Here is a 21628-nt window from a genome sequence, read left to right as displayed (position 1 = left end):
AACCTATGAGTAAAAGAATACATGTAATTATGAAAAAAGAAGATATTATACCGGAGCGCTTAGAAGGAAAACAAGCGGTAGTATTCGATGTGCTCCTTGCTACGACAGTGATCACTTCTTTTTTTGCAGGAGGGGCGGCAGCCCTTTATCCCGTTCTTGATGCCAAGGAGGATTGACTGCAAATGAAAAAGAAAAACCGAAACGCCCCCTGCTTGTTGGAGAGAAGAAAGGCTTGCCATTGGAAGGATTTCAACCTCCTAGTCCACCGGTATTGAAAAAGGAAGCACGAGGTAAGCATATTATTTTATCTACCACAAACGGAACCGTAGCTTTAAGAAGAGCGGAAGCAGCAGAAAGGACATATGCTTCATCATTATTAAACAATTATTGTACTGCAAAAGAGCTTTTGAAAAAACAAAACCAGGATATAACAATTATTTGTGCAGGTTCAGGCGGTCAATTTTGTCTTGAGGATTACTATGGCGCAGGTCATTTAATTAGTCATTTAACCCGGTTAGATGAATCGATAGAATTAAGCGATGCAGCGATTGGCGCCTGGAAATTATTTGAAGGGAACCAAGATACAGTTGGTATATTACAAGATACGGCAGTTGGTAAAATGCTGAAACGATTTGGTTATGAAAAAGATATTATCTATGCAGCGAATAAAGACATCTATCCTGTACTGCCAATCATGCAGCCGAACGGATGGATGACAAATAAGGGGAGCGTATTAAATGGGTAATACAACCGCCAATTGCGCGGAGGATCTTATTTGGTACACAAACCAATGAACAGGAAGCGTTTTTTCCAGAAGATATAACTGAAGAGCATGCCATGATTCAAAAAACAGGAAGACAATTTGCTGTACAGGAAGTAGAAGTGGTTTTAGACGAAATAGAATCCCAAAATTTTGAGACAGTTGTTCGTTTAATGAATAAAGCTGGAGATCTTGGGCTTTTAGCACATAGTTCCTGAAGCTTATGGCGGCCTTGGACTTGATAAAATCAGCAAAGGAATAGTTGGTGAACAGCTAGGCGGAACGGGAAGCTATGGTGTGGCTCATTCTAACCATACCTGTATTGCAACGCTTCCCATAACGTATTACGGAACAAAACAGCAAAAGGAAAAATATTTGCCAAAGCTGGCCAGTGGTGAATATATCGGAGCTTATTGCCTAACAGAACCAGAGGCAGGAGCCCGGCTTCTCCTGACGTATTATGGAAGAAACACTTTTCTCCCTCGGTGGAAAGAAATCGAACCATCGCTGAAAGGTTATATGATAAAGGATCTTATGGTTTTTAAAGGAGGCAATAATGAATGAATGATCATTTACTTACTAACAAAGAAAATGGAGTACTTTATTTGACGCTGAATCGCCCTGATCGTTTAAATGCATTCAGTCCAGAAATGATGAGCCGATTAGAAGAAGAATTGACAAAGGCAAAGGAAAACAATGATGTAAAAGTGGTAGTGTTAAGCGGCGCAGGGCGCTCATTCAGCGCTGGAGGTGACGTGAAGTCAATGGGGAAGACAACACCGCAGCAAATATATGATCATATCGGACGCTTAAACGATGTTATTCGGTGTATAAAATCATTAGAAAAACCAGTTATTGCTGCGGTCCATGGATTTGCTGCCGGAGCTGCTTTCAATATTGTAATGGCTTGTGACATCGTTTTAGCTGCTGCATCCAGTAAATTCGCATTAAGTTTTACCCAGGTTGGGTTAATGTCTGATGGCGGCGGATCTTATTTTCTTCCTAAATTGATTGGCATTCATCTCGCAAAGGAATGCATGTTCAATGGAGAGCCTATTGAGGCCGAAACGGCAAAAAAATGGGGAATTGTGAATCAATTATTTGATGACACAGAGATGGAAGCTTCTGTGAAGACGTATGCTTTAAAAGCAGCTGCCGGTCCTGTGCGAGCATTTGGCATGATGAAAAAAGCAATGGACCACTCATTAAATGCAAGTCTTGATGAAATTTTAGAAGAAGAAAGAATTACCCAAACATTGCTTGCATCAAGTGAAGATCATCAAGAAGGTGTCAATGCCTTTAAAGAAAAAAGAAAGCCTGTTTTTTCAGGTGCATAAATACAAGAGGAGGGTCTCGGTATGAAAGCAATACAATTTACAGAATACGGCGGACCGGAAGTGCTCGAGCTTGTTGATATTGCTCATCCAGAGCCAGGTGAAAATCAAGTAGTAGTAAAGATAAATGCTATTGGTGTTAACTATGCGGATACAGCGCGAAGAGAGGGACAATATGTAACCGATGTACCTCTTCCACATGTGCCGGGCTCAGAAGTAGCCGGCGTCATTCAAAAGACGGGACCTGGTGTGACTCGGTTCAAAGAAGGCGACAGGGTCGTCACATTACTGGGAGGTAAACATGCCACCGGTTATGCACAATACACCATAGCTGATGAAAGAGGGTTAATTCCTGTCCCAGAAGGAGTAGATGATAATCACGCAGCTGCTATTCCACTGCAAGGGTTAAGTGCCTACCACGTGATTAAAACGATGGGACGATTGGAACAAGGAGAATCTATTCTAGTTCATGCCGCAGCCGGTGGTGTTGGTCTTTTTGCTGTTCAGCTTGCAAAAATTTTTGGAGCAGGCAGCATCATTGCTGCCGCAAGCACGAATGAAAAGCGTGACCTTGCCCTTGAAGCCGGGGCTGATGTCACAGTTGATTACACAAAAGATGGCTGGGAAAAAGAAGTTCTTCAAGCAACAGATAACAAAGGGGTGGACATAGCACTCGAAATGGTCGGGGGAGACATTTTTCACCAAACCCTTGATTGTTTAGCTGCTTTTGGCCGGTTGGTTTATTATGGTACAGCAAGCAGAAAACAGCCGAGTTTTAATCCTGCAAGATTAATGGCGGAGAACAAAAGTGTCATCGGATTTTTTCTTCCGCAGATCATGAAAAAGCCTCAGCTCTTTCAGCAAAGCCTTCAGGAGATTTTACAATATATTGAAGACGGAAAAATCAAACTTGAAATTGGCGGTGTATTTCCATTAGAAGAGGCAGCTGATGTTCACCGCAAACTTCAAGGCCGGCAGACAAAAGGGAAGCTTATTCTCACTCCCTAACAATGAACGGACTGTCTCAAATGGTTAGTTAAGGAGTGATGGGTAAATTAGTAACTAGAACTGCGGGACTTCTGCGGCAAAGAAGACACTACGAAAACGAGCAAAGATAGTTCGAGTAGATGCCGCACTATTGTTCCGAGGGTGAAAACGATTCCAGTTGCGCTTGCCGAGAACTGATTTATGGGACAGTTCCTTATAACCTATTAAAATATAAGTTTATGGAAGGTAAGTTTAAACGGTTAATATAATATTAAAATATTTCATACTATTTTAATACTCAAAAGAAAAGCAGGGATTAAAAATGAGGGCGGTGCCCCTTAAAGTCAAAGACGTCTAGCCCATTGGCCAATGTCCTTCTAAAGAAAAAATGGCAGCTTATAAAAGTCCAACGATTATTAAGTTTATTAACGAGCTTCCGAAAACGGCAAGCGGAAAAATTCTTTGGCGTCATTTGCAAAATAAAGAGTTTCAAAAATAAGGGGGGCTGATGATGGCGAAAGTAGAGACAGTATTAGGACCGGTGGATGCTGAGGAGCTCGGAAAAACATTAATTCATGAACATTTTTTCTTTGGTTATCCTGGTTTTCAAGGGGATATGACGTTAGGCACATATGACTTTACAGAAAAAGTAAAACAAGGTACAGCAGCTGCTGAAATCATGCAAAAACATGGTGTCCAAACGGTAATTGACCCGACGCCAAATGAATGCGGAAGAGATGTCAAGCTGCTAAAAGCTGTTGCAGAGGAAACAGGGCTTAATATTATTTGTGCAACCGGATATTATTATGAAGGTGAAGGAGCGACTCCCTATTTTAAGTTCCGCCAGTCACTCGGTTATGCAGAACAAGAAATATATGAACTGTTCAAGGAAGAAATTAAAAATGGTATTGAAGGCACAGGAATAAAGCCTGGTATTATCAAGCTAGCCTCAAGCAAAGGAGAAATAACAGATTACGAAAAAATGTTTTTTAAAGCAGCTTCTAAAGTTCAGAAAGAAACAGGCATTGTACTCCTGACTCACACCCAGGAAGGAACGATGGGGTTTGAACAAGCCGAATTTCTTATAGAACAAGGAGCAGATCCAACTCGTATTGTCATTGGACATATGTGTGGTACAACAAATATACAGGACCATCTAAAAACATTAGAGCAAGGTGTTTTTATCGCATTAGACCGTTTTGGACTGCAAGGTGCTGTCGGCACTCCCCAAGATGAGGAAAGAATGGCTGTATTACTTGGACTTCTTGGAGCTGGGTACGAAAACAAACTATTTTTGTCTCATGACACCGTCAACGTGTGGTGGGGACGTCCGCCGGTCCTGTCAGAAGAACTGCAGCAGCAGCTGCAGCATTGGCGTCCGGACCATTTATTTGAAAACATTGCTCCTGCTCTAAAAGAAAGAGGAGTTTCTGAAAAAAAATTAGACACGATGTTCGAAAAAAATGCAGCAGCCCTGTTTAATTAACGCAGTTTGAGCGTCCTTATATAAAAACAGGACTGCTAAATTGCAGTCCTGTTTTTAGTAAAAATGATTTCTGTTTACTTTAAAATTTTATATCTGTCTGATCTTTAAAGCTGCCAGTCCGTTACCAATCATCATTTTGTTTGGGGTCTCTGTAGGGTTTAAATCCGCTCTCCCATCTTTCCTTTGTTCGTTTGTCAATACGTTCATTGCAATCATCACACATATAGGTATGAATAGGCCGATTGCGAAGTTTTTTCGCAAGCGGATTTTTATCATCAAGGTCGTTAATACTATCACACAATACACATTTCACTTTCATTTTTTCACACTCCAATATTACGTGAAAGAAACTCCTAAGCATGTTTCATTATAACATGGTCATGTGCAGAAAATATATAACACACTGATAACTTGCCGTAAAAGAAAAATTCCCGCAGAAAAAAAGGAATTAACCGGCTGTCTGTCGTAATATGATAAGTGAAATGGAGTTTTCTTCATTTTCGTCTTCACTGAATGAACCTGGATAAGACAGGAGGTCTAGACATGGCAAATAGGGTAGATACTTCACTATCTAAGGAATTACTCACATTATTGCGTCAAGAAACATTTGTATCGATTGCAACGGTAGATCATGAATCAGGTGCCCCAAATGTTAACGCGATATCCTGGGTTTATGCCCCAGACGAGTCCACTATTCGCTTTTCGGTTGATAATCGTTCGAGAATCGTAGAAAATTTAAAAAACAATAGCGGTTTAGTTATTTCATTTATTGCAGATGGCACGACGTACGCCATTTCAGGCGAGGGTACTATTCTAAAAGAAAAAATGGATGATGTACCTATCAAATTAGCATTGGTGGAATGCACCGTTCAAGAAGTACGGGATGTTATGTTTTATGGAGCTAAAATGATTTCTAAACCAAATTATGAAAAAACGTATGATGCAGAAGCAGCTGTTAAATTAGATAATCAAGTAATGGAAGAAATGAAAAGGGCTTAGTCCGGCTTTATACCAGGTTAGGTCCTTTTTGTTATTTCAATGAGTTTAAAGTAAAAGTGAAAAGAATAAAATAATATAAAGATTTCTTTCATCTATCTCCTTTTTGCCGTCAACTTTGTCCAAGTTGAAGCATAAGAAAGAATAAGCACAATTTTTTTCGCATCCTCCGAAGTAACTCTTTTTGAGTCCCCCGATAAAAGGGAAAAGAGGTTTATTATCCAGTGGGGAGGAAATATATTGAAAAAGGTATATGTGATAGATACAAACGTGTTTTTGCAGGATCCCCGTGCCATATTTCAATTTGAAGATAATGAGGTGGTTATACCAGCTGTCGTATTGGAAGAAATTGATTCCAAAAAAAGATATATGGATGAAATTGGAAGGAACGCAAGGCAATTCTCGAGAATGCTGGACCGGCTCCGTAATCAAGGAAAACTTCATGAAGGTATTCCTTTAGAAAATGGCGGTACGGTAAGAGTAGAACTAAATCATCGTTCTCTTCAATATCTCAAAGAAACATTTATTGAGGTTACCAATGATAATCGAATTTTAGCTGTGGCGATGAATTTACAATCAGAACTGCAAGCTTCTGATCCAGCAAAAAAAGTTATTATTGTAAGTAAAGATGCTTTAGTACGAGTGAAAGCCGATGCGCTTGGTATAGTGGCAGAAGATTTTCTCAGCGACCGAGTTACCGAGTATGACAATATTTATAAAGGCAAGCTCTATCAAGAAGTATCAAAAGATGTTCTCAATCAATTTTATGAAAACCAAGAACTGCCCGTCAGCATATTAGAAAAAGAAAGACTGTATCCCCACCAATTTATCGTTTTAAAAGATGCCCTGGGCACTCCTGCTTCTGCTGTGGCAAAAGTGGATGAAACAGGAAAGTTGGTCAAGCCTTTTGCGAAAGAACCTGAACATGTGTGGGGAATTAAACCTCGAAATGTAGAACAAAAAATGGCGCTTGAACTTTTATTAAGAGAAGATATACCGCTTGTAACGCTGACTGGGAAAGCTGGTACAGGTAAAACGCTTCTCTCTCTTGCTGCGGGGTTACTGCAGACAGAAGATATGGGCAGATACAATAAACTGCTGGTTGCAAGGCCGGTTGTTCCGATGGGAAAAGATATTGGTTTTCTACCTGGAGAGAAAGAAGAAAAACTTCGGCCGTGGATGCAGCCGGTATTTGATAATCTTGAATATTTGTTTAATACGAAAAAACCTGGAGAGCTCGATCAAATATTAGCTGGGATGGGTTCTATCCAGGTTGAAGCATTAACGTATATACGTGGAAGAAGCATTCCTGATCAATTTATCATCATCGATGAAGCACAAAATTTAACGAAGCATGAAGTAAAAACCATTTTAACGAGAGTTGGAGAAGGCAGTAAAATTGTGTTTATGGGAGACCCCGCTCAGATTGATCATCCTTATCTCGATGAATTAAATAACGGTCTTGCGTATGTAGTGGAAATGTTTAAAGATCAAGCAATCAGCGGTCATGTTAAGCTAGAAAAAGGGGAAAGATCAGGATTAGCGCAGCTTGCAGCAGATCTTTTATAATCTTTTTAGATATGAAACAATAAAGAACCCAAAAAAAGCCTGTTGTGAAAAATTATCACGGCAGGCTTTTTGGTTCGCTTCTCCCCATTTACGTTTATACATAACTTTAGAAAGCACTACCCCTAACTCGTATAAGGCAAATAAAGGTCCCAATACAATTGAGTTGAGAGATCAAATCCGGTGGTGTAATAAGAGCAGAGACTATAGCAATTAGAATATACCCATATTTTCTACTTTCTCTTAATTTACGCGGGGTCACTAAGCCGACTGCTGTCAAAAACATCAGGACAAGCGGCACCTAATCAGATTGCCTTCTAAAATACATGAAGGCTTGATTAAAATTTTTATTGCTTTGGGAGTCAGTTGATGGGTCAGCTGTCGTGCCGCCTGGTAGATTTCTTCCGATAATAGAACCGAACAAGCCCCCGCCGATCGCACCGCCGGCTACAAAACCAGAGTTTTTAAGAAATTTTCGTCGAGTCATGGTAGAATTTTTCTTGTCTTCCGCCATTTAATTGTTTTCTCCCTTCAAATAGGTAAAAATATTATTTGCTGCTCTATCCATCAATAGTGTTACATTCCCAAGGAGCAGAAAAATTATACACAATTCATACGATATTTCTTTGACTGTTTAATAAGTATAAGTAAAACTAAGTCTTCCACCATAAGGACTCGAAGGCAAGCCGAGTTTTACAAATGTAAAAACAAAAAAACTTGGTTTGTCACCAAGTTTTCATGTCAGGTGGATATATCCGACGCTCTTTGACAACAAAAAAATATTATCATCTTCTAACGCCTGGTATATCAACCTTTCCGGAGGGAGTCGCCGCCTTCCACTACAGTCGATATAATGTTCGTTTTTGATAATCAAAATAGTACTTATGAAATTGATTCATTTAACATAAAAAAAGAAATAACAGGGTATAAAGCCCCAAAAAGGGTTATCCCTTTGTGAGACAACCCTTTCTTTTACTTTATAATACTATGTACTTTAGACAATTCTAAATCCTTTTACATGCGTGATGGGGTTTTGTTTATTACTGCCGTCGCCATAATATACGTGAACCGGTCCAGTTTCTTTTAATGGTTTACCATTTTCGGAAAAACCAATCACAAATTGAGACGCCTCTTCAAGGTTGACGATATGATCGGTATCATTACCGCCATTAGTCTCTACTACTACTTTTGCTGCATCAGAATGAGGTTCAGCATTTTTTAAAAAAGATCCAAAAGGGATACCAAAAGTACCATTGATCAATTCTTCCTTCTTTGTTCGTATGCGGTTAGTTTGATTACGTTTTGGCAGTTGTGCTCCTTCGGTTATCTCTTTATCCCATTGTTTAGAAATGTCTTTCTTATACTGTTCCATTTCATCACTTTTTCTGTTTTCTTCCCCCGTCCACGTCTTCAGGTCGATTTTGCGGTCGTCAAATATCCACACAGTCGGGTCAATCGTTATTGTGTGTTTAACGTTGCCATTAATCATAACGATAAAGTCCATGTCTAATCTCCTCCTAAAATAGAAAACTTAGCTTGCCGCCTTGTAAAGGGAACAGCCTCAAAGCAGCGGAATTCGTATGTCCTTTAAATGGCGTTTATTTGTTTATACTTATTAACAATAAAACGTATTCATTTCTAATAGTGTAAAAAACACATCCCTGTTAATCCTAACATAATTTTAAGAGAGTATGAGAACAAGGAAACTCGTTTACAATGATAAAACATATACTTTTGCCTTACTAATGAAAAGGAGAGGGCCAATGAGCAGTCTTTTTATTGATAATAAAGAGTTAGAATCATTGCTGCAAACGCTGCAACCTTATGCAAAAACAGGCAGTATGCCGACATACATACCAGAATTAAATCAAATGAACCCAGATCTTTTTGGATGTGCCGTTTATAAAGACGAACATATCGTTGCTGCTGGCAGCGCCGACTTTTTATTTACCCTTCAAAGTGTTTCGAAAGTAATTAGTTTAGCTCTAGCGCTAATGGACCACGGAGAAGAGAAAGTTTTTTCGAAAGTAGGAATGGAGCCGACTGGCGATCCGTTTCACACCATTCAAGCTCTAGAAGAAGAAAAGCCATCAAAACCGCTTAATCCGATGATTAACGCAGGAGCTTTAGCAGTAACCAGTTTAATAGCAGGAAATTCAGGAGATGAAAAAATTGGAAGGCTATTAACATTTATTCATGAATTGACAGATAACCCATCTATTTCTGTGTGCGAAAAAACAGCGAAATCGGAGCGGGAAAATGCTGATTTAAATAGAGCATTAAGTTATTTCATGAAAAGTCATGATGTGATTGATGGTGATATGGAGTCTCTTCTTGACGTATATATTAAACAATGCTCGATTCAGTTAAATTGCAAAGATCTGGCTCGTATAGGGAGTATTATTGGAAAGAAAGGCAGGGATCCAAACAGCGGCAGAAATATAATCCCCCCGCGGATAGCCAGAATTGTTAAAACATTTATGGTCACGTGCGGTATGTATAATGCATCTGGAGAGTTTGCAATTAAAGCAGGAATACCAGCGAAAAGCGGCGTTTCTGGTGCGCTTGTTGCTGCTCTTCCGGATGGCACAGGAATGGGAATCATCAGTCCTCCGCTAGATAAAAAAGGCAATAGCGCAGCTGGGTTGAAGCTGTTAGAAACGTTAGCAGAAAAATATAGCTTGAGCATATTTTCATAAAAATTTACTAGAACTATAAGAGTTATCTTGCATTTTTTTCACATAACGGATAAGATAGGGACAGGGAGTTAACGAGTAGGAGGGATCACCTTGAGCGTGAAGGCGATGACCGAACATAGCGAGAAAGCATACGCTCTGCTTAAAGCCGACGCAGAAAAGATCCGGAAATTAATTGAAGTACAAATGGATAATCTCACTATGCCCCAGTGTCCTCTTTATGAAGAGGTTTTGGATACGCAAATGTTTGGCCTTTCCCGTGAAATCGACTTTGCCATTCGTTTAAATTTAATTGATGAGGAAACTGGAAAGTATATCCTCTCTGAGCTTGAACGGAAACTGGCAGCATTTCATGAAGCCACCGTTGGTAAATAGAAAAAAGCCAGGCTATTCTAAAGAGTAGCTTGGTTTTTTTATTAGTATGTGTGCCTGAGAGCTCGGTAGTAATCTATTTCTTTCCTATTCATAGATGCTTAGTTACTTACCTTGTTTTTATATGGCCATAATTTAAAGGTTTATGAGGAAGATAGAATATGTATAAATAATAAGTATACCGGCGGATTTAGATAAAAATTCTTATCAATGTTAAATAATAATCAGGCAGAAGGAAAAAGCTAATGCTGCGATAGAATGACCTGTACGTTGAAATTTTTGAAAAAAGTTTAAAAAAATGCATGAAATTGCGTTTAACCATAATATTTTAGTACTATTTTTACAAACTACTTTTTGACAGATTCTCAATACGTGGTATGATAATTTATATTTAGAATTGTCAGTCAACGAGTCAGTCAACGAAAATAAAAACAAAAAATCTATATGAATGAATCATTGACTGAGTGGAGAGCAAATTATACCAAGGAGGAATTGTATGAATGGCATAGGCAACATAAAAAAAGTACTGGTGGCTAACCGAGGAGAAATAGCAATCCGGATTTTCCGGGCATGTACCGAATTACATATTCGAACTGTTGCGGTATATTCCAAAGAAGACTCTAGTGCGTTCCACCGATACAAAGCAGATGAAGCATATTTGATTGGTGAAGGAAAAAAGCCGATTGATGCGTATTTGGATATTGAAAGCATTATTGAAACAGCGAAAAGCAATGATGTGGATGCAATCCATCCAGGTTACGGCTTTTTATCAGAAAACCTTGAATTCGCGGAACGTTGTAAAGAGGAAGGAATCATTTTCATCGGCCCTGGTACCGAACACCTTCATATGTTTGGGGATAAAGTAAGAGCCAGAGAAACGGCTGTAAAGGCTGATCTGCCTGTCATTCCTGGAAGTGACGGACCAGTATCAGGGTTGGATGAAGTAAAGAAATTTGCGGATGAAAATGGTTTTCCATTTATTATTAAAGCGGCTCTTGGCGGGGGCGGCCGCGGGATGCGTATTGTTCGCAGTCCCGAAGCATTAGAGGAAGCATATGACCGCGCTCGTTCTGAGGCAAAATCTTCATTTGGCAGCGATGAAGTATACGTTGAAAAATTCATTGAAAATCCAAAACATATTGAAGTACAGATTCTTGGTGATAAAGAAGGCAACATCGTTCACTTATATGACAGAGACTGCTCAGTGCAGCGCCGTCACCAAAAGGTAGTTGAAATCGCTCCAAGTGTGTCTTTAAGCCAAGAACTTCGTGAAAACATTTGTAACGCAGCGTTAAAGCTGGCGGAGAACATTAATTACGTAAACGCTGGAACCGTTGAATTCCTCGTCAATCCAGACGGCGAATTTTACTTTATCGAGGTAAATCCACGTGTACAGGTAGAGCATACAATTACAGAAATGGTAACCGGTGTGGATATTGTCCAAACACAGTTGTATATCGCAGCTGGAAAGTCCCTTCACGGTGCTGAAATTGGGATCCCAAGCCAGGATAAGATCACAACCAATGGATATGCGATTCAATCCCGTGTAACGACAGAAGATCCAGCCAATAATTTCTTCCCGGATACAGGGAAAATTATGGCTTACCGTTCCAGCGGCGGCTTTGGCGTACGACTTGATGCAGGTAACGGTTTCCAAGGTGCCGTTATTACACCGCACTACGACTCGCTCCTTGTAAAAGTATCAACATGGTCGCTTACTTTTGAAGGTGCTGCAGCTAAAATGCTCCGTAACCTTCGTGAATTCCGAATCCGCGGTATTAAAACAAACATTGCATTTTTAGAAAATGTCGTTCAGCATGAACAGTTTTTAACTGGTGAATACGATACGTCTTTCATTGATTCTACTCCAGAACTGTTCGTGTTCCCGAAACGAAAAGACCGCGGAACGAAAATGCTGACATTTATCGGTGAAACGATTATTAACGGTTATCCAGGTCTCGAACAAGAGAAAAAGCCGATATTTGAAAAGCCTGAGGTACCTAACATTAAACATAGTGAGCCGTTTCCAAATGGAACAAAGCAAATACTTGACGAAAAAGGCCCGGAAGGTTTGGCTGAATGGGTAAAAAATCAAAAAGAAGTATTGCTTACGGATACCACTTTCCGTGATGCCCACCAATCTCTGCTTGCTACTCGTTTTCGTACACACGATTTAAAGAAAATAGCAGAGCCGACATCCAGATTGCTCCCTAATCTTTTCTCTTCTGAAATGTGGGGAGGGGCTACGTTTGATGTGTCTATGAGATTTTTACATGAAGATCCGTGGGAGCGTCTCATAGAACTTAGAGAAAAAATGCCAAATATGTTATTCCAAATGCTCCTTCGTGCTTCTAATGCGGTAGGCTACAAAAACTACCCTGATAATGTAATCAAAGAATTCGTTGAAAAATCAGCTGCCGCTGGTATAGACGTTTTCCGGATCTTTGATTCTCTTAACTGGGTAGAAGGCATGAAGCTTGCTATCAATGAAGTACGCGAACAAGATAAAATTGCTGAAGCTTCCATGTGTTATACTGGTGACATTCTTGATCCGAAACGGGATAAATATGACTTGAATTACTATAAAAACCTGGCAAAACAATTGCAAGATTCCGGTGCTCATATTTTAGGTATTAAAGATATGGCAGGCTTATTAAAGCCGGAAGCTGCTTATCAGTTGATTTCTGAGTTGAAAGAAACCATTGATATTCCGATTCATCTGCATACCCATGATACAAGCGGCAACGGTATTCTCTCTTATGCACGGGCCGTTGAAGCAGGCGTAGATATTGTAGATGTGGCGGCAAGTTCTATGGCAGGCCTTACTTCTCAGCCAAGTGCCAACAGCCTTTACTATGCATTAAAGGGAACAGATCGTCAGCCGGACATTGATATAAAAGCTCTTGAGCAGCTTAGTGAATATTGGGATTATACCCGTAAATATTATCAAGGTTTTGAAAGCGGAATGAATGCGCCGCACACAGAAGTATATGAACATGAAATGCCGGGCGGGCAATACAGTAACTTACAGCAGCAAGCAAAAGCAGTTGGCTTAAAGGGCCGCTGGAATGAAGTAAAGAAAATGTACCGCCGCGTAAACGACATGTTTGGTGATGTAGTAAAAGTAACACCATCCTCCAAAGTAGTCGGAGATATGGCATTATACATGGTTCAAAATGATCTAACAGAAGATGACATTTATGAAAAAGGTGAAAACCTTGATTTTCCAGATTCAGTCGTTGAATTTTTCCAAGGCTTTCTTGGACAGCCATATCAAGGGTTTCCGAAAGAATTACAGCAAATTATCTTAAAAGGAAGAGAAGCGATTACACACCGTCCGGGAGAAAGATTAGAGCCTGTGAACTTCCAAGAGGTAAAAGAAGATTTGTATCATAAACTCGATCGTCAAGTAACGAGCCATGATATGATCTCCTACGCTCTTTATCCGAAAGTGTTTATGGATTTTGAACGTTTCCGCCAGCAGTTTGGAGATGTCTCAGTTCTTGACACACCAACGTTCTTTTACGGTTTGCGATTAGGTGAAGAAATCGAAGTAGAAATTGAACAAGGAAAAACATTAATTGTGAAGCTTATTTCCATTTCTAAACCGCAGGATAACGGAAATCGTATTGTTTATTTCGAGCTGAATGGACAGCCGCGTGAAGTGATAATTAAAGATCAAAATGTAAAGACAGCAGACACAGATCGTCCGAAAGTGGATAAAACGAATCCAAACCAGATTGGTGCATCTATGCCAGGAACAGTTGTTAAAAAGCTCGTTGAAAAAGGAGAAAAAGTGAAAAAAGGCGATCATCTTATGATCACAGAGGCTATGAAAATGGAGACGACTGTACAAGCTCCATTTGATGGAGAAGTAAAAAACGTTCATGTCTCTGACGGTGATACGATTGAATCCGGCGATCTATTAATTGAACTTGAAAATTAATTTGATCACTGCAGGCTGTCCTCCGAGTGAGAGGACAGCCTTTTTTGTACTTTAGGAATATTTAAACTTTATTAAAGGATCAAAGTATAAGCAAAACTACGACTTCTGCCCAGTAACTCGGCGGCAAGCCGATTTTTTCTAACATATCAAAAGAAGGAAAATTCATAATGGTTTAGAATGGTAAGGTTGGGTCTGAAAAATAACTTACATCTTTAAAGGAGACTGTTCGCTATGGAAATTCGAAAAATAAAAGAAACAGAGCTAGAACAGAGCCTCGAACTTAATCAATTTGCCTTTCAATTTGAAATGTCTGATGAAGACAGAATCAACATGGAACGAGTTATGATACCGGAGAATACATGGGTTGCTGCAGAAGGAAACAGGTTACTGTCAAAGCTTCACATACTGCCAGCCAATGTATTTGTAGGAGGCAGGAAAATGAAGATGGGGGGAGTTTCCGGGGTAGCTACCTGGCCAGAAGCAAGAAGAAACGGTCTTGTGAGGCAGCTATTGGAAGCTTCTTTAAAAGATATGTACGAAAGAGGGCATCAGCTTTCCTTTTTATTTCCTTTTTCCATAGGATTTTATCGTAAGTTCGGCTGGGAGTTGTTTTCAGATTCACTTACATGGCATTTAAAAAGAGAACAGCTTCCAGAAAAAGGCGGTATCGAAAAAGGCAGCTTCCACCGTGCTGCCATTGATGATTGGCCGATTCTTAACAATATATATCAATCCTTCGCACGGAGGTATAATGGAGCTGTTGAGCGCGATGAGAATTGGTGGCGTTATGTCCACCGAAAAATAAAAAAAGCACAAATTGCTGTTTATACTAATAGTGACGGAGAAGAAAAAGGATACATTATTTATAATGTCAAAAACAAAATGATGACTGTGCATGAGTATGCTGCCATAGATGAAGAAACAAGACAACAGATTTGGAGATTTATTGCCAATCATGACTCGATGATAAACGAAGCAGATGTGAAACCGCCGATTGATGATCCCACACGCTATTTTTTACCGGACCCTAAAATAATTGAAACGAGAAATAGTTATTTCATGGCACGAATTATCGATATGAAAGGATTTTTAATACAGTATCCATTAAAGCTGGAAGAAGGAAATTCTCTTACGTTACACATAAGAGATGAAAATTGTGATTGGAATGACGGTATATTTCATGTCACCTATGCTCCAAATAAAAATGAAGTTACAAAAACAGGAAATGGAGAAGGTGCCCTTTCTATGTCCATCCGCACCGCAGCCGCCGTTTTTTTAGGGTATTTACCTGTTGATACAGCTTTTGATACTGGCAAAATTGCAGGGAACAAAAGAGAATTTCAAAAGCTGAAACAAAGCGTTGTGACAAATGCCCCTTTTATTTATGATTTTTTTTAGGAAAAAACGCCCTGCTGCCATGCAAAAAGCTGTATAATCTTATGCTTAAGCAAAAAAGGAGCTTCCCATAAATGGGAAAGCTCCGCTTTTGTCTGATTAAGAAGTTTTGTTTCTGGTAATAATCATTGCCATGTACCCTAAGATAGTAAATAAAACAGTTACTGTAAGGGCATGAAAAAGGGCAGGAGTTAAGTAGTTATCGGAATATAAGACAGATATTCCAGCTGCGGCTTGGATAAAGACGAGAAGGTTTGCTAAAATACTCGTCCAAACTAAACTTTTATACGTTCGGAAACGCTTCAATGTCCAAATCAGCAAAATAACAAGAAAAATCACTAACAGACTTGCGAAAACGCGATGTGCAAAGTGAACACCAATTTCAAAGCCTAAACCGCCGCTCATGTTCGGTATAAGTTCATTATTGCATAACGGATAACCTCCGCAAACATACGTTGCTTCAGTATGTTTGACATACGCTCCTGTATAAATGACAGCGTAGCAATAAATCAGCACAAAAAAGAGATAGATTCTGTATCCCTTTGACACAATTGGTGCCAAAACATGCTGCAGATCATTTTCAAAAGCAAGAACGGTTAATAAAACAACCGATGCAAATGAAATGGTCGAAATACCAAAATGAAGGGCCAAAACAATATCGGAATTACCCCAAATGACAGCACCAGCTCCCATTAAACCTTGAAACATAATAAATAATACAGCCATAAGCGCCATGAATTTTGTTTCGCGAAGATGTGAAAGCTTCTTCCAGGACCACACAGCCAAAATAATAACGAATAGTCCCATTAATCCAGACCAAAGCCGGTGACTGTATTCAATAATCGTTTCAAGTGCAGGAGATTCAGGAATTACTTCTCCAAAACATAGCGGCCAGGTTGCTCCGCACCCTTCTGCTGACCCAGTTTTTGTAACAAGTGCCCCTTGCAGGAGTACAATTAACATACCAATGGATGTAATGATGCCAAATATTTTTAATCCTTTATTTTTCATCTGCTTTCACCTCCCCGTCCCCTTTTTAGACGGTAAATAATAACGTTTGATCAATAACACTCTAATCGTAAAGAAAAACTACGAAAAAAGTCAATTTTAGAAGAATGAACATTCAAAGGAAATGGACAAATGTGAAGAAAGTGTGAAACTTGTGAAACTAATGAAACAAAAATGATTTTAAGCTATAATGTCTGTAGTATGATATTGGGTGAAGAAAGTTTGAATGAGTTTCTCTCACAATGCGGTTATGTGGTACAATCTTTTTATTGATGAAGAATCAAGAAAAATGCTGTCGATATATTTGCTTTCTTCATAAGGACAAGCTGATTGTCTGCGACCGCTAGTTTTGAAGGGGGTGAAAGGTTTGAGTAAGACGAATACGGCCATAGAATCTACAAAAGTAATAGAAACAGAAGAGACTAGAGCGGTTTCTGGGGGGAAATCCTGGAAAGATTACGTAACCCTTGCTAAAATGGGCATCGTAACTTCAAACTTGATCACTGCGTTTACAGGTCTGTTTCTTGCTTCTGTATATACAGGTTTTCCATTGGTTCAAAATCTGCACATTCTTATTTTGACAATCATTGGTGCTGGTTTGGTTATGGCAGGGGGGTGTACGCTAAATAATTATATTGATCGTGACATAGATCATTTAATGGAGCGTACAAAAGAAAGGCCGACTGTCACAGGAAATATCAAACCGACAAATGTTCTTGTAGCAGGGTTAATACAGTCTGCTGCCGGGATTTTGATGCTTGCAGCAGTAGAAATGGTTGCTGCGATTATTGCCATTATCGGTTTGGTTGTTTATGTGATGATATATACGATGTGGCTTAAAAGGGTGTCTACATTAAATACAGTCGCTGGGAGCATTTCTGGTGCCGTTCCGCCGTTAATCGGCTGGGCAGCAGTTGATCCAGGACTTCATATTTATGCTTGGCTGTTGTTTTCTATTATGTTTATCTGGCAGCCGCCGCACTTTTTAGCGTTAGCTATGAAGCGCTCTCATGAATATAAGGCAGCAGGAATTCCAATGCTTCCTGTAGTTGCTGGTTTTGCTATGACTAAAAGGCAAATCGTTTTATATGTAGCAACACTGCTGCCAATTTCACTTTTGTTATATGAATTTGGCCTAGTATATACGATTGCAGCAGCTGCTTTAGGGTTGGGCTGGCTGCTTTTAGGGTTCGCAGGATTCAAAATGAAAGATGATATTAAATGGGCCCGTTTAATGTTTGTGTATTCCTTGAATTACCTAACCATACTGTTTGTACTTATGGTCATTGTCCACATGTAAAATCGCTGCAAGGTGCAATTCACCTCTTTAAAACGAATTACTACATTCACAGGACTTAGTACTTTTGAAAGTGTCCTGTGAATGCAGTTTTCTCATAAAAAGGGTCGAGAGGGAGAATGACTATAAATACAAGATAAATTTTGTAACTATTTTACTTGAAAGAGAGGTTTGATTGCTTTATGAAAGGACGCAAAGGCTTATTGCGTTTCCTTCCTTTGTCCGCAATGCTTTTATTTCTGGCAGGGTGCGGAGAGGATAGGTTAACAGCATTAGATCCTTATGGCCCGCAGGCTCAATGGATTTTTGACAACATGATTTTGAGCTTGTATGTGATGGCTTTAGTTATCATTGTTGTTTTTACCTTATTCTTTATTGCCGTGGTAAAGTTCCGCAGAAAACCTGGCGATGATGAGATTCCAAAACAGGTGGAAGGCAGTAAGACACTGGAATTAACGTGGACCATTATTCCAATTATATTGCTTGTCATTCTTGCTGTGCCAACCATTGCAGGTACATATTATTTAGCTGAGGAAGCTCCGGAAGCCGCAGGCTCAAGCGGCGAAGAAGAAGGTGAAGAAGCAGAAGAAGCAGCAGCAGAAGAAGGTGAGGATGCTGTTGTCATTGATGTAACGGGACATCAATACTGGTGGCAATTTGATTATCCAGAAGGTTTTACAGCTGGAAATGAAGTCTACATTCCCGTTGACGAAAAGGTTTGGTTTAATGTAACCGGTAACGATGTTATCCACTCATTTTGGGTGCCGGCACTCGGCGGAAAAATTGATACTATTCCTGGGGTTGAGAACAGCCTGTGGTTACAAGCAGATGAGCCGGGAGTTTATAAAGGAAAATGTGCTGAACTCTGTGGACCTTCTCACGCTCTAATGGATTTCAAAGTAGTGGCTTTGGAACGTGATGAGTATGATGCATGGGTTGATAGTATGTCTCAAGAAGAAGAAGCGCCAGAGGAAAATTCTGTAGCAGCCGAAGGGCGTCAAGTATTTGAAGATCAAGGCTGTATCGGCTGTCATGCTGTAGAAGGACAAGGTTCTGCACAAGGTCCGGCACTTACGAACTTTGCAGACCGCGAGTATATTGCAGGTGTAATTGATTTTAATAATGAAAATCTAGAAGAATGGATCCGTGATCCACAATCGTTCAAGCAAGGTAATAACATGCAGCCATATCCAGATATGAGCGACGAGGATATGGAAGCGATTATTGAATATCTAAATACTCTTAGCGTGGAAGATGAAGAGTAAAATAATTTAAAAAGGAGGTAAACCACGTGGCAACTGCAACAGCTACTAAAGATAAAAGTGTTTTATGGGATTGGCTGACTACTGTCGACCATAAAAAGCTGGCGGTATTATATTTGATCGCGGGCACGCTGTTTTTCGTTAAAGCAGGTATGATGGCTTTGTTTATGAGAATACAGCTGATGTCAGCTGAAAATGATTTTCTTACCGGACAAACATTTAATGAATTAATTACAATGCATGGGACGATTATGTTGTTTTTAGCAGCAACTCCGCTGATTTTTGCGTTTATGAACTTTGTTATTCCATTACAAATCGGAGCTAGGGACGTTGCATTTCCTTTTGTTAACGCTCTCGGTTTTTGGATTTTCTTCTTTGGCGGCCTTTTGTTAAGCGTAAGCTGGTTTTTTGGAGGAGGTCCTGATGCAGGCTGGACTGCGTACGTGCCGCTTTCAAGCGGAGAGTATGCTGACCTTGGCTTGGATTTCTATGTAGTAGGTCTACAGGTGAGTGGGATTGGTACACTGGTATCTGCTATAAACTTTATTGTAACGATCATTAACATGCGTGCTCCAGGTATGACAATGATGAGAATGCCATTGTTCTGCTGGACAGGCCTTGTTGTCTCGATCCTTATTGTATTTGCTTTTACACCGCTTGCAGCAGGTCTGGCACTTTTAATGCTCGATCGAATATTTGGCGGACAATTTTTTATTCCTGATATGGGGGGGAATGCTGTTCTTTGGCAGCATATCTTCTGGATTTTTGGTCATCCGGAAGTGTATATTCTTGTTTTGCCGGCATTTGGTATTATTTCAGAAGTTATTCCGGCTTTTTCAAGAAAACGCTTGTTTGGTTATACAGCAATGGTATTTGCAACATTAGTCATTGCATTTTTAGGGTTTATGGTTTGGGTTCACCACATGTTCACAGTAGGTTTAGGCCCGATTACGAACTCTGTATTCGCCATTGCTACTATGGGTATCGCCGTTCCAACAGGTATCAAAATCTTTAACTGGCTATTTACAATGTGGGGCGGAAAAATCACGTTCAACACAGCAATGCTCTGTGCATCTTCTTTTGTACCGACATTTGTACTGGGCGGTGTAACAGGTGTAATGCTTGCAATGGTGCCTGTAGATTACTTGTACCATGACACATACTTTGTTGTTGCTCACTTTCACTACATTATTATCGGTGGTATTGTATTAGGGTTACTAGCTGGTACTTACTACTGGTATCCAAAAATGTTCGGCCATAAACTAAATGAAAAATTAGGTATACTTATGTTTTGGCTGTTTTATATCGGTTTCCACATGACTTTCTTTATTCAGCACATTCTTGGTTTAATCGGTATGCCTAGACGTGTATATACGTACCTTGAAGGTCAAGGCATGGAAACGATGAATCTCGTTTCAAGTATCGGTTCCTTTGTTATGGGGGCAGCAATTCTTGTTCTTATCATTAACGTCGTGTACTCTGCATTTAATTCAGAGCGCATTACAGTTAATGATCCTTGGGATGCACGTACATTAGAATGGTCTACACCAACGCCTATCCCAGAGTACAACTTTGCTCAAACCCCACAGGTTCGTTCATTGGATCCATGGTTTTACGAAAAAGTTCATGGTGATGGAACAATGAAGCCGGCAGAACCAATGACGGATATTCATATGCCGAACGGATCTATATTGCCGTTTGTTATTGGCCTTGGACTGTTTATTTGGGGATTTGGAATGATTATGATAAATATGGACGATACCATTGTTCCTCCATTCTTAGTAATTGGTACAGGAGTTATTCTGACCTTTGGATCGATGCTTATACGTTCAATTAAAGAGGACCATGGCTATCATATACCTCTCGAACAAGTAAAGAAAATCGAAAAGGAGGTTAGCTGATATGGCAGGCTCGGTTGATCTTTCAAAAGGCCTCCCTTCTCATCCGGAAAAATCAACGTTAGAAGGGAAAAATAAATTTTTAGGTTTCTGGATCTTTCTAGGCGGGGAAACGATCATGTTCGCTACATTTTTTGGTACGTTTCTAGGTCTTAGAGAAGGAACGGCTGGCGGACCGTCTGCAGAAGAATTATTTTCGATGCCGCTAGTATTCATCATGACGATGCTGTTATTAACGAGCTCTTTGACAAGTGTTTTGGCAATGTTTTCCATGAAGAAAAATAATTTTAAAAACATGCTGGTTTTAATGATAGTGACCGTTTTATTAGGTGTTGGGTTCTTAGGATTTGAAATTTACGAATTCGTGGAATATGTCCATCACGGCCTTGGGTATACTACCAGTGCATTTGCATCATCTTTCTATACCCTTGTTGGTCTTCACGGAGCTCACGTACTCTTTGGACTTTGCTGGATTACCACACTAATTATTCGTTACAGCCGTTCAGGCATTACGCTGACCAATGCGCCGAAATTTTATGTAGCAAGTCTATATTGGCACTTTATTGACGTGGTGTGGGTCTTTATCTTTACCGTTGTCTATTTAATGGGAATTGGAGGTGCATAA

The 21628-nt window shown here is 39.8% G+C and carries 20 protein-coding genes and 1 pseudogene; 16 read left to right on the top strand and 5 right to left on the bottom strand.

What is annotated here, in order from left to right; translation table 11 throughout:
* Positions 1–5 precede the first annotated feature (5 nt).
* The 6 genes and pseudogenes from CEF16_RS24775 to CEF16_RS06395 all read left to right on the top strand — a co-directional run bounded on the left by CEF16_RS24775 (position 6) and on the right by CEF16_RS06395 (position 4567).
* Positions 6–176, top strand: a complete 171-nt coding sequence (locus CEF16_RS24775) for a 2-phosphosulfolactate phosphatase (protein ID WP_139185915.1) — start codon at positions 6–8, stop codon at positions 174–176.
* The gene (locus tag CEF16_RS06415) at positions 173–745 is read left to right on the top strand and encodes a 2-phosphosulfolactate phosphatase (RefSeq protein WP_091582681.1); all 573 of its coding nucleotides are present in this window, start codon (positions 173–175) and stop codon (positions 743–745) included. Before CEF16_RS24775 ends, CEF16_RS06415 begins: the two co-directional genes overlap by 4 nt.
* Positions 746–757: 12 nt before the next feature.
* Positions 758–1210, top strand: a pseudogene (locus tag CEF16_RS24770) (acyl-CoA dehydrogenase family protein); the annotation flags it as partial.
* A 110-nt stretch (positions 1211–1320) separates the two neighbouring features.
* Complete coding sequence (locus tag CEF16_RS06405; protein WP_091582684.1) at positions 1321–2097, top strand: enoyl-CoA hydratase/isomerase family protein; 777 nt, start codon at positions 1321–1323, stop codon at positions 2095–2097.
* 21 nt (positions 2098–2118) lie between these two features.
* On the top strand, positions 2119–3102 hold the full coding sequence (locus CEF16_RS06400) for a quinone oxidoreductase family protein (protein WP_091582687.1): 984 nt from the start codon (positions 2119–2121) through the stop codon (positions 3100–3102).
* A 490-nt stretch (positions 3103–3592) separates the two neighbouring features.
* Positions 3593–4567, top strand: coding sequence for a phosphotriesterase family protein (locus tag CEF16_RS06395; protein WP_175488338.1), 975 nt, complete (start codon positions 3593–3595; stop codon positions 4565–4567).
* Between the two features lie 121 nt (positions 4568–4688).
* On the opposite strand, the gene CEF16_RS06390 is transcribed toward CEF16_RS06395, so the two are convergent.
* Positions 4689–4886, bottom strand: coding sequence for a YlaI family protein (locus CEF16_RS06390; RefSeq protein WP_091582692.1), 198 nt, complete (start codon positions 4884–4886; stop codon positions 4689–4691).
* A gap of 224 nt (positions 4887–5110) precedes the next feature.
* Between CEF16_RS06390 and CEF16_RS06385 the strand changes: the two genes are divergently transcribed.
* Together CEF16_RS06385 and CEF16_RS06380 are read left to right on the top strand one after the other, a co-directional pair.
* Entirely contained in the window at positions 5111–5566 is a 456-nt protein-coding gene (locus CEF16_RS06385; protein ID WP_091582695.1) for a pyridoxamine 5'-phosphate oxidase family protein, read from the top strand.
* A gap of 237 nt (positions 5567–5803) precedes the next feature.
* Complete coding sequence (locus CEF16_RS06380; RefSeq protein WP_091582697.1) at positions 5804–7132, top strand: PhoH family protein; 1329 nt, start codon at positions 5804–5806, stop codon at positions 7130–7132.
* Positions 7133–7238: 106 nt separating this feature from the next.
* Here the strand turns inward: CEF16_RS06380 and CEF16_RS25245 are convergent, their stop codons facing one another.
* The 3 genes from CEF16_RS25245 to CEF16_RS06365 all read right to left on the bottom strand — a co-directional run bounded on the left by CEF16_RS25245 (position 7239) and on the right by CEF16_RS06365 (position 8633).
* A complete protein-coding gene (locus CEF16_RS25245) occupies positions 7239–7415 on the bottom strand; it encodes a twin-arginine translocase subunit TatC (RefSeq protein ID WP_170031648.1) in 177 nt (58 codons plus the stop codon).
* A gap of 15 nt (positions 7416–7430) precedes the next feature.
* Positions 7431–7643, bottom strand: coding sequence for a hypothetical protein (locus tag CEF16_RS06370; protein WP_091582704.1), 213 nt, complete (start codon positions 7641–7643; stop codon positions 7431–7433).
* Positions 7644–8123: 480 nt separating this feature from the next.
* Positions 8124–8633 (bottom strand): hypothetical protein, encoded by a 510-nt coding sequence (locus tag CEF16_RS06365; protein WP_091582707.1) that lies wholly within the window; start codon positions 8631–8633, stop codon positions 8124–8126.
* Between the two features lie 259 nt (positions 8634–8892).
* On the opposite strand from CEF16_RS06365, the gene glsA reads away from it, so the two are divergent.
* From glsA to CEF16_RS06345, 4 genes are all read left to right on the top strand, one after another.
* Positions 8893–9828, top strand: a complete 936-nt coding sequence (gene glsA / locus CEF16_RS06360; protein ID WP_091582709.1) for a glutaminase A — start codon at positions 8893–8895, stop codon at positions 9826–9828.
* Positions 9829–9933: 105 nt separating this feature from the next.
* Positions 9934–10200, top strand: a complete 267-nt coding sequence (locus CEF16_RS06355) for an Fpa/YlaN family protein (protein WP_091583199.1) — start codon at positions 9934–9936, stop codon at positions 10198–10200.
* A gap of 493 nt (positions 10201–10693) precedes the next feature.
* On the top strand, positions 10694–14143 hold the full coding sequence (gene pyc, locus CEF16_RS06350) for a pyruvate carboxylase (protein WP_091582712.1): 3450 nt from the start codon (positions 10694–10696) through the stop codon (positions 14141–14143).
* A gap of 231 nt (positions 14144–14374) precedes the next feature.
* Complete coding sequence (locus CEF16_RS06345; RefSeq protein WP_091582714.1) at positions 14375–15541, top strand: GNAT family N-acetyltransferase; 1167 nt, start codon at positions 14375–14377, stop codon at positions 15539–15541.
* Between the two features lie 96 nt (positions 15542–15637).
* Here CEF16_RS06345 and CEF16_RS06340 read toward each other — a convergent pair whose 3' ends face one another.
* Positions 15638–16549 (bottom strand): COX15/CtaA family protein, encoded by a 912-nt coding sequence (locus CEF16_RS06340; RefSeq protein ID WP_091582717.1) that lies wholly within the window; start codon positions 16547–16549, stop codon positions 15638–15640.
* Between the two features lie 364 nt (positions 16550–16913).
* On the opposite strand from CEF16_RS06340, the gene cyoE reads away from it, so the two are divergent.
* The 4 genes from cyoE to CEF16_RS06320 all read left to right on the top strand — a co-directional run bounded on the left by cyoE (position 16914) and on the right by CEF16_RS06320 (position 21628).
* On the top strand, positions 16914–17846 hold the full coding sequence (gene cyoE, locus CEF16_RS06335; RefSeq protein WP_091582720.1) for a heme o synthase: 933 nt from the start codon (positions 16914–16916) through the stop codon (positions 17844–17846).
* A 179-nt stretch (positions 17847–18025) separates the two neighbouring features.
* Complete coding sequence (coxB, locus tag CEF16_RS06330) at positions 18026–19108, top strand: cytochrome c oxidase subunit II (protein WP_091582722.1); 1083 nt, start codon at positions 18026–18028, stop codon at positions 19106–19108.
* Between the two features lie 26 nt (positions 19109–19134).
* Positions 19135–21006 (top strand): cytochrome c oxidase subunit I, encoded by a 1872-nt coding sequence (gene ctaD / locus CEF16_RS06325; protein WP_091582725.1) that lies wholly within the window; start codon positions 19135–19137, stop codon positions 21004–21006.
* A 1-nt stretch (position 21007) separates the two neighbouring features.
* Complete coding sequence (locus CEF16_RS06320; RefSeq protein ID WP_091582727.1) at positions 21008–21628, top strand: cytochrome (ubi)quinol oxidase subunit III; 621 nt, start codon at positions 21008–21010, stop codon at positions 21626–21628.

The sequence above is a fragment of the Alteribacillus bidgolensis genome (assembly GCF_002886255.1).
Lineage (GTDB): Bacteria > Bacillota > Bacilli > Bacillales > Marinococcaceae > Alteribacillus > Alteribacillus bidgolensis.
This window is presented reverse-complemented; position numbering and strand designations above follow the sequence as displayed.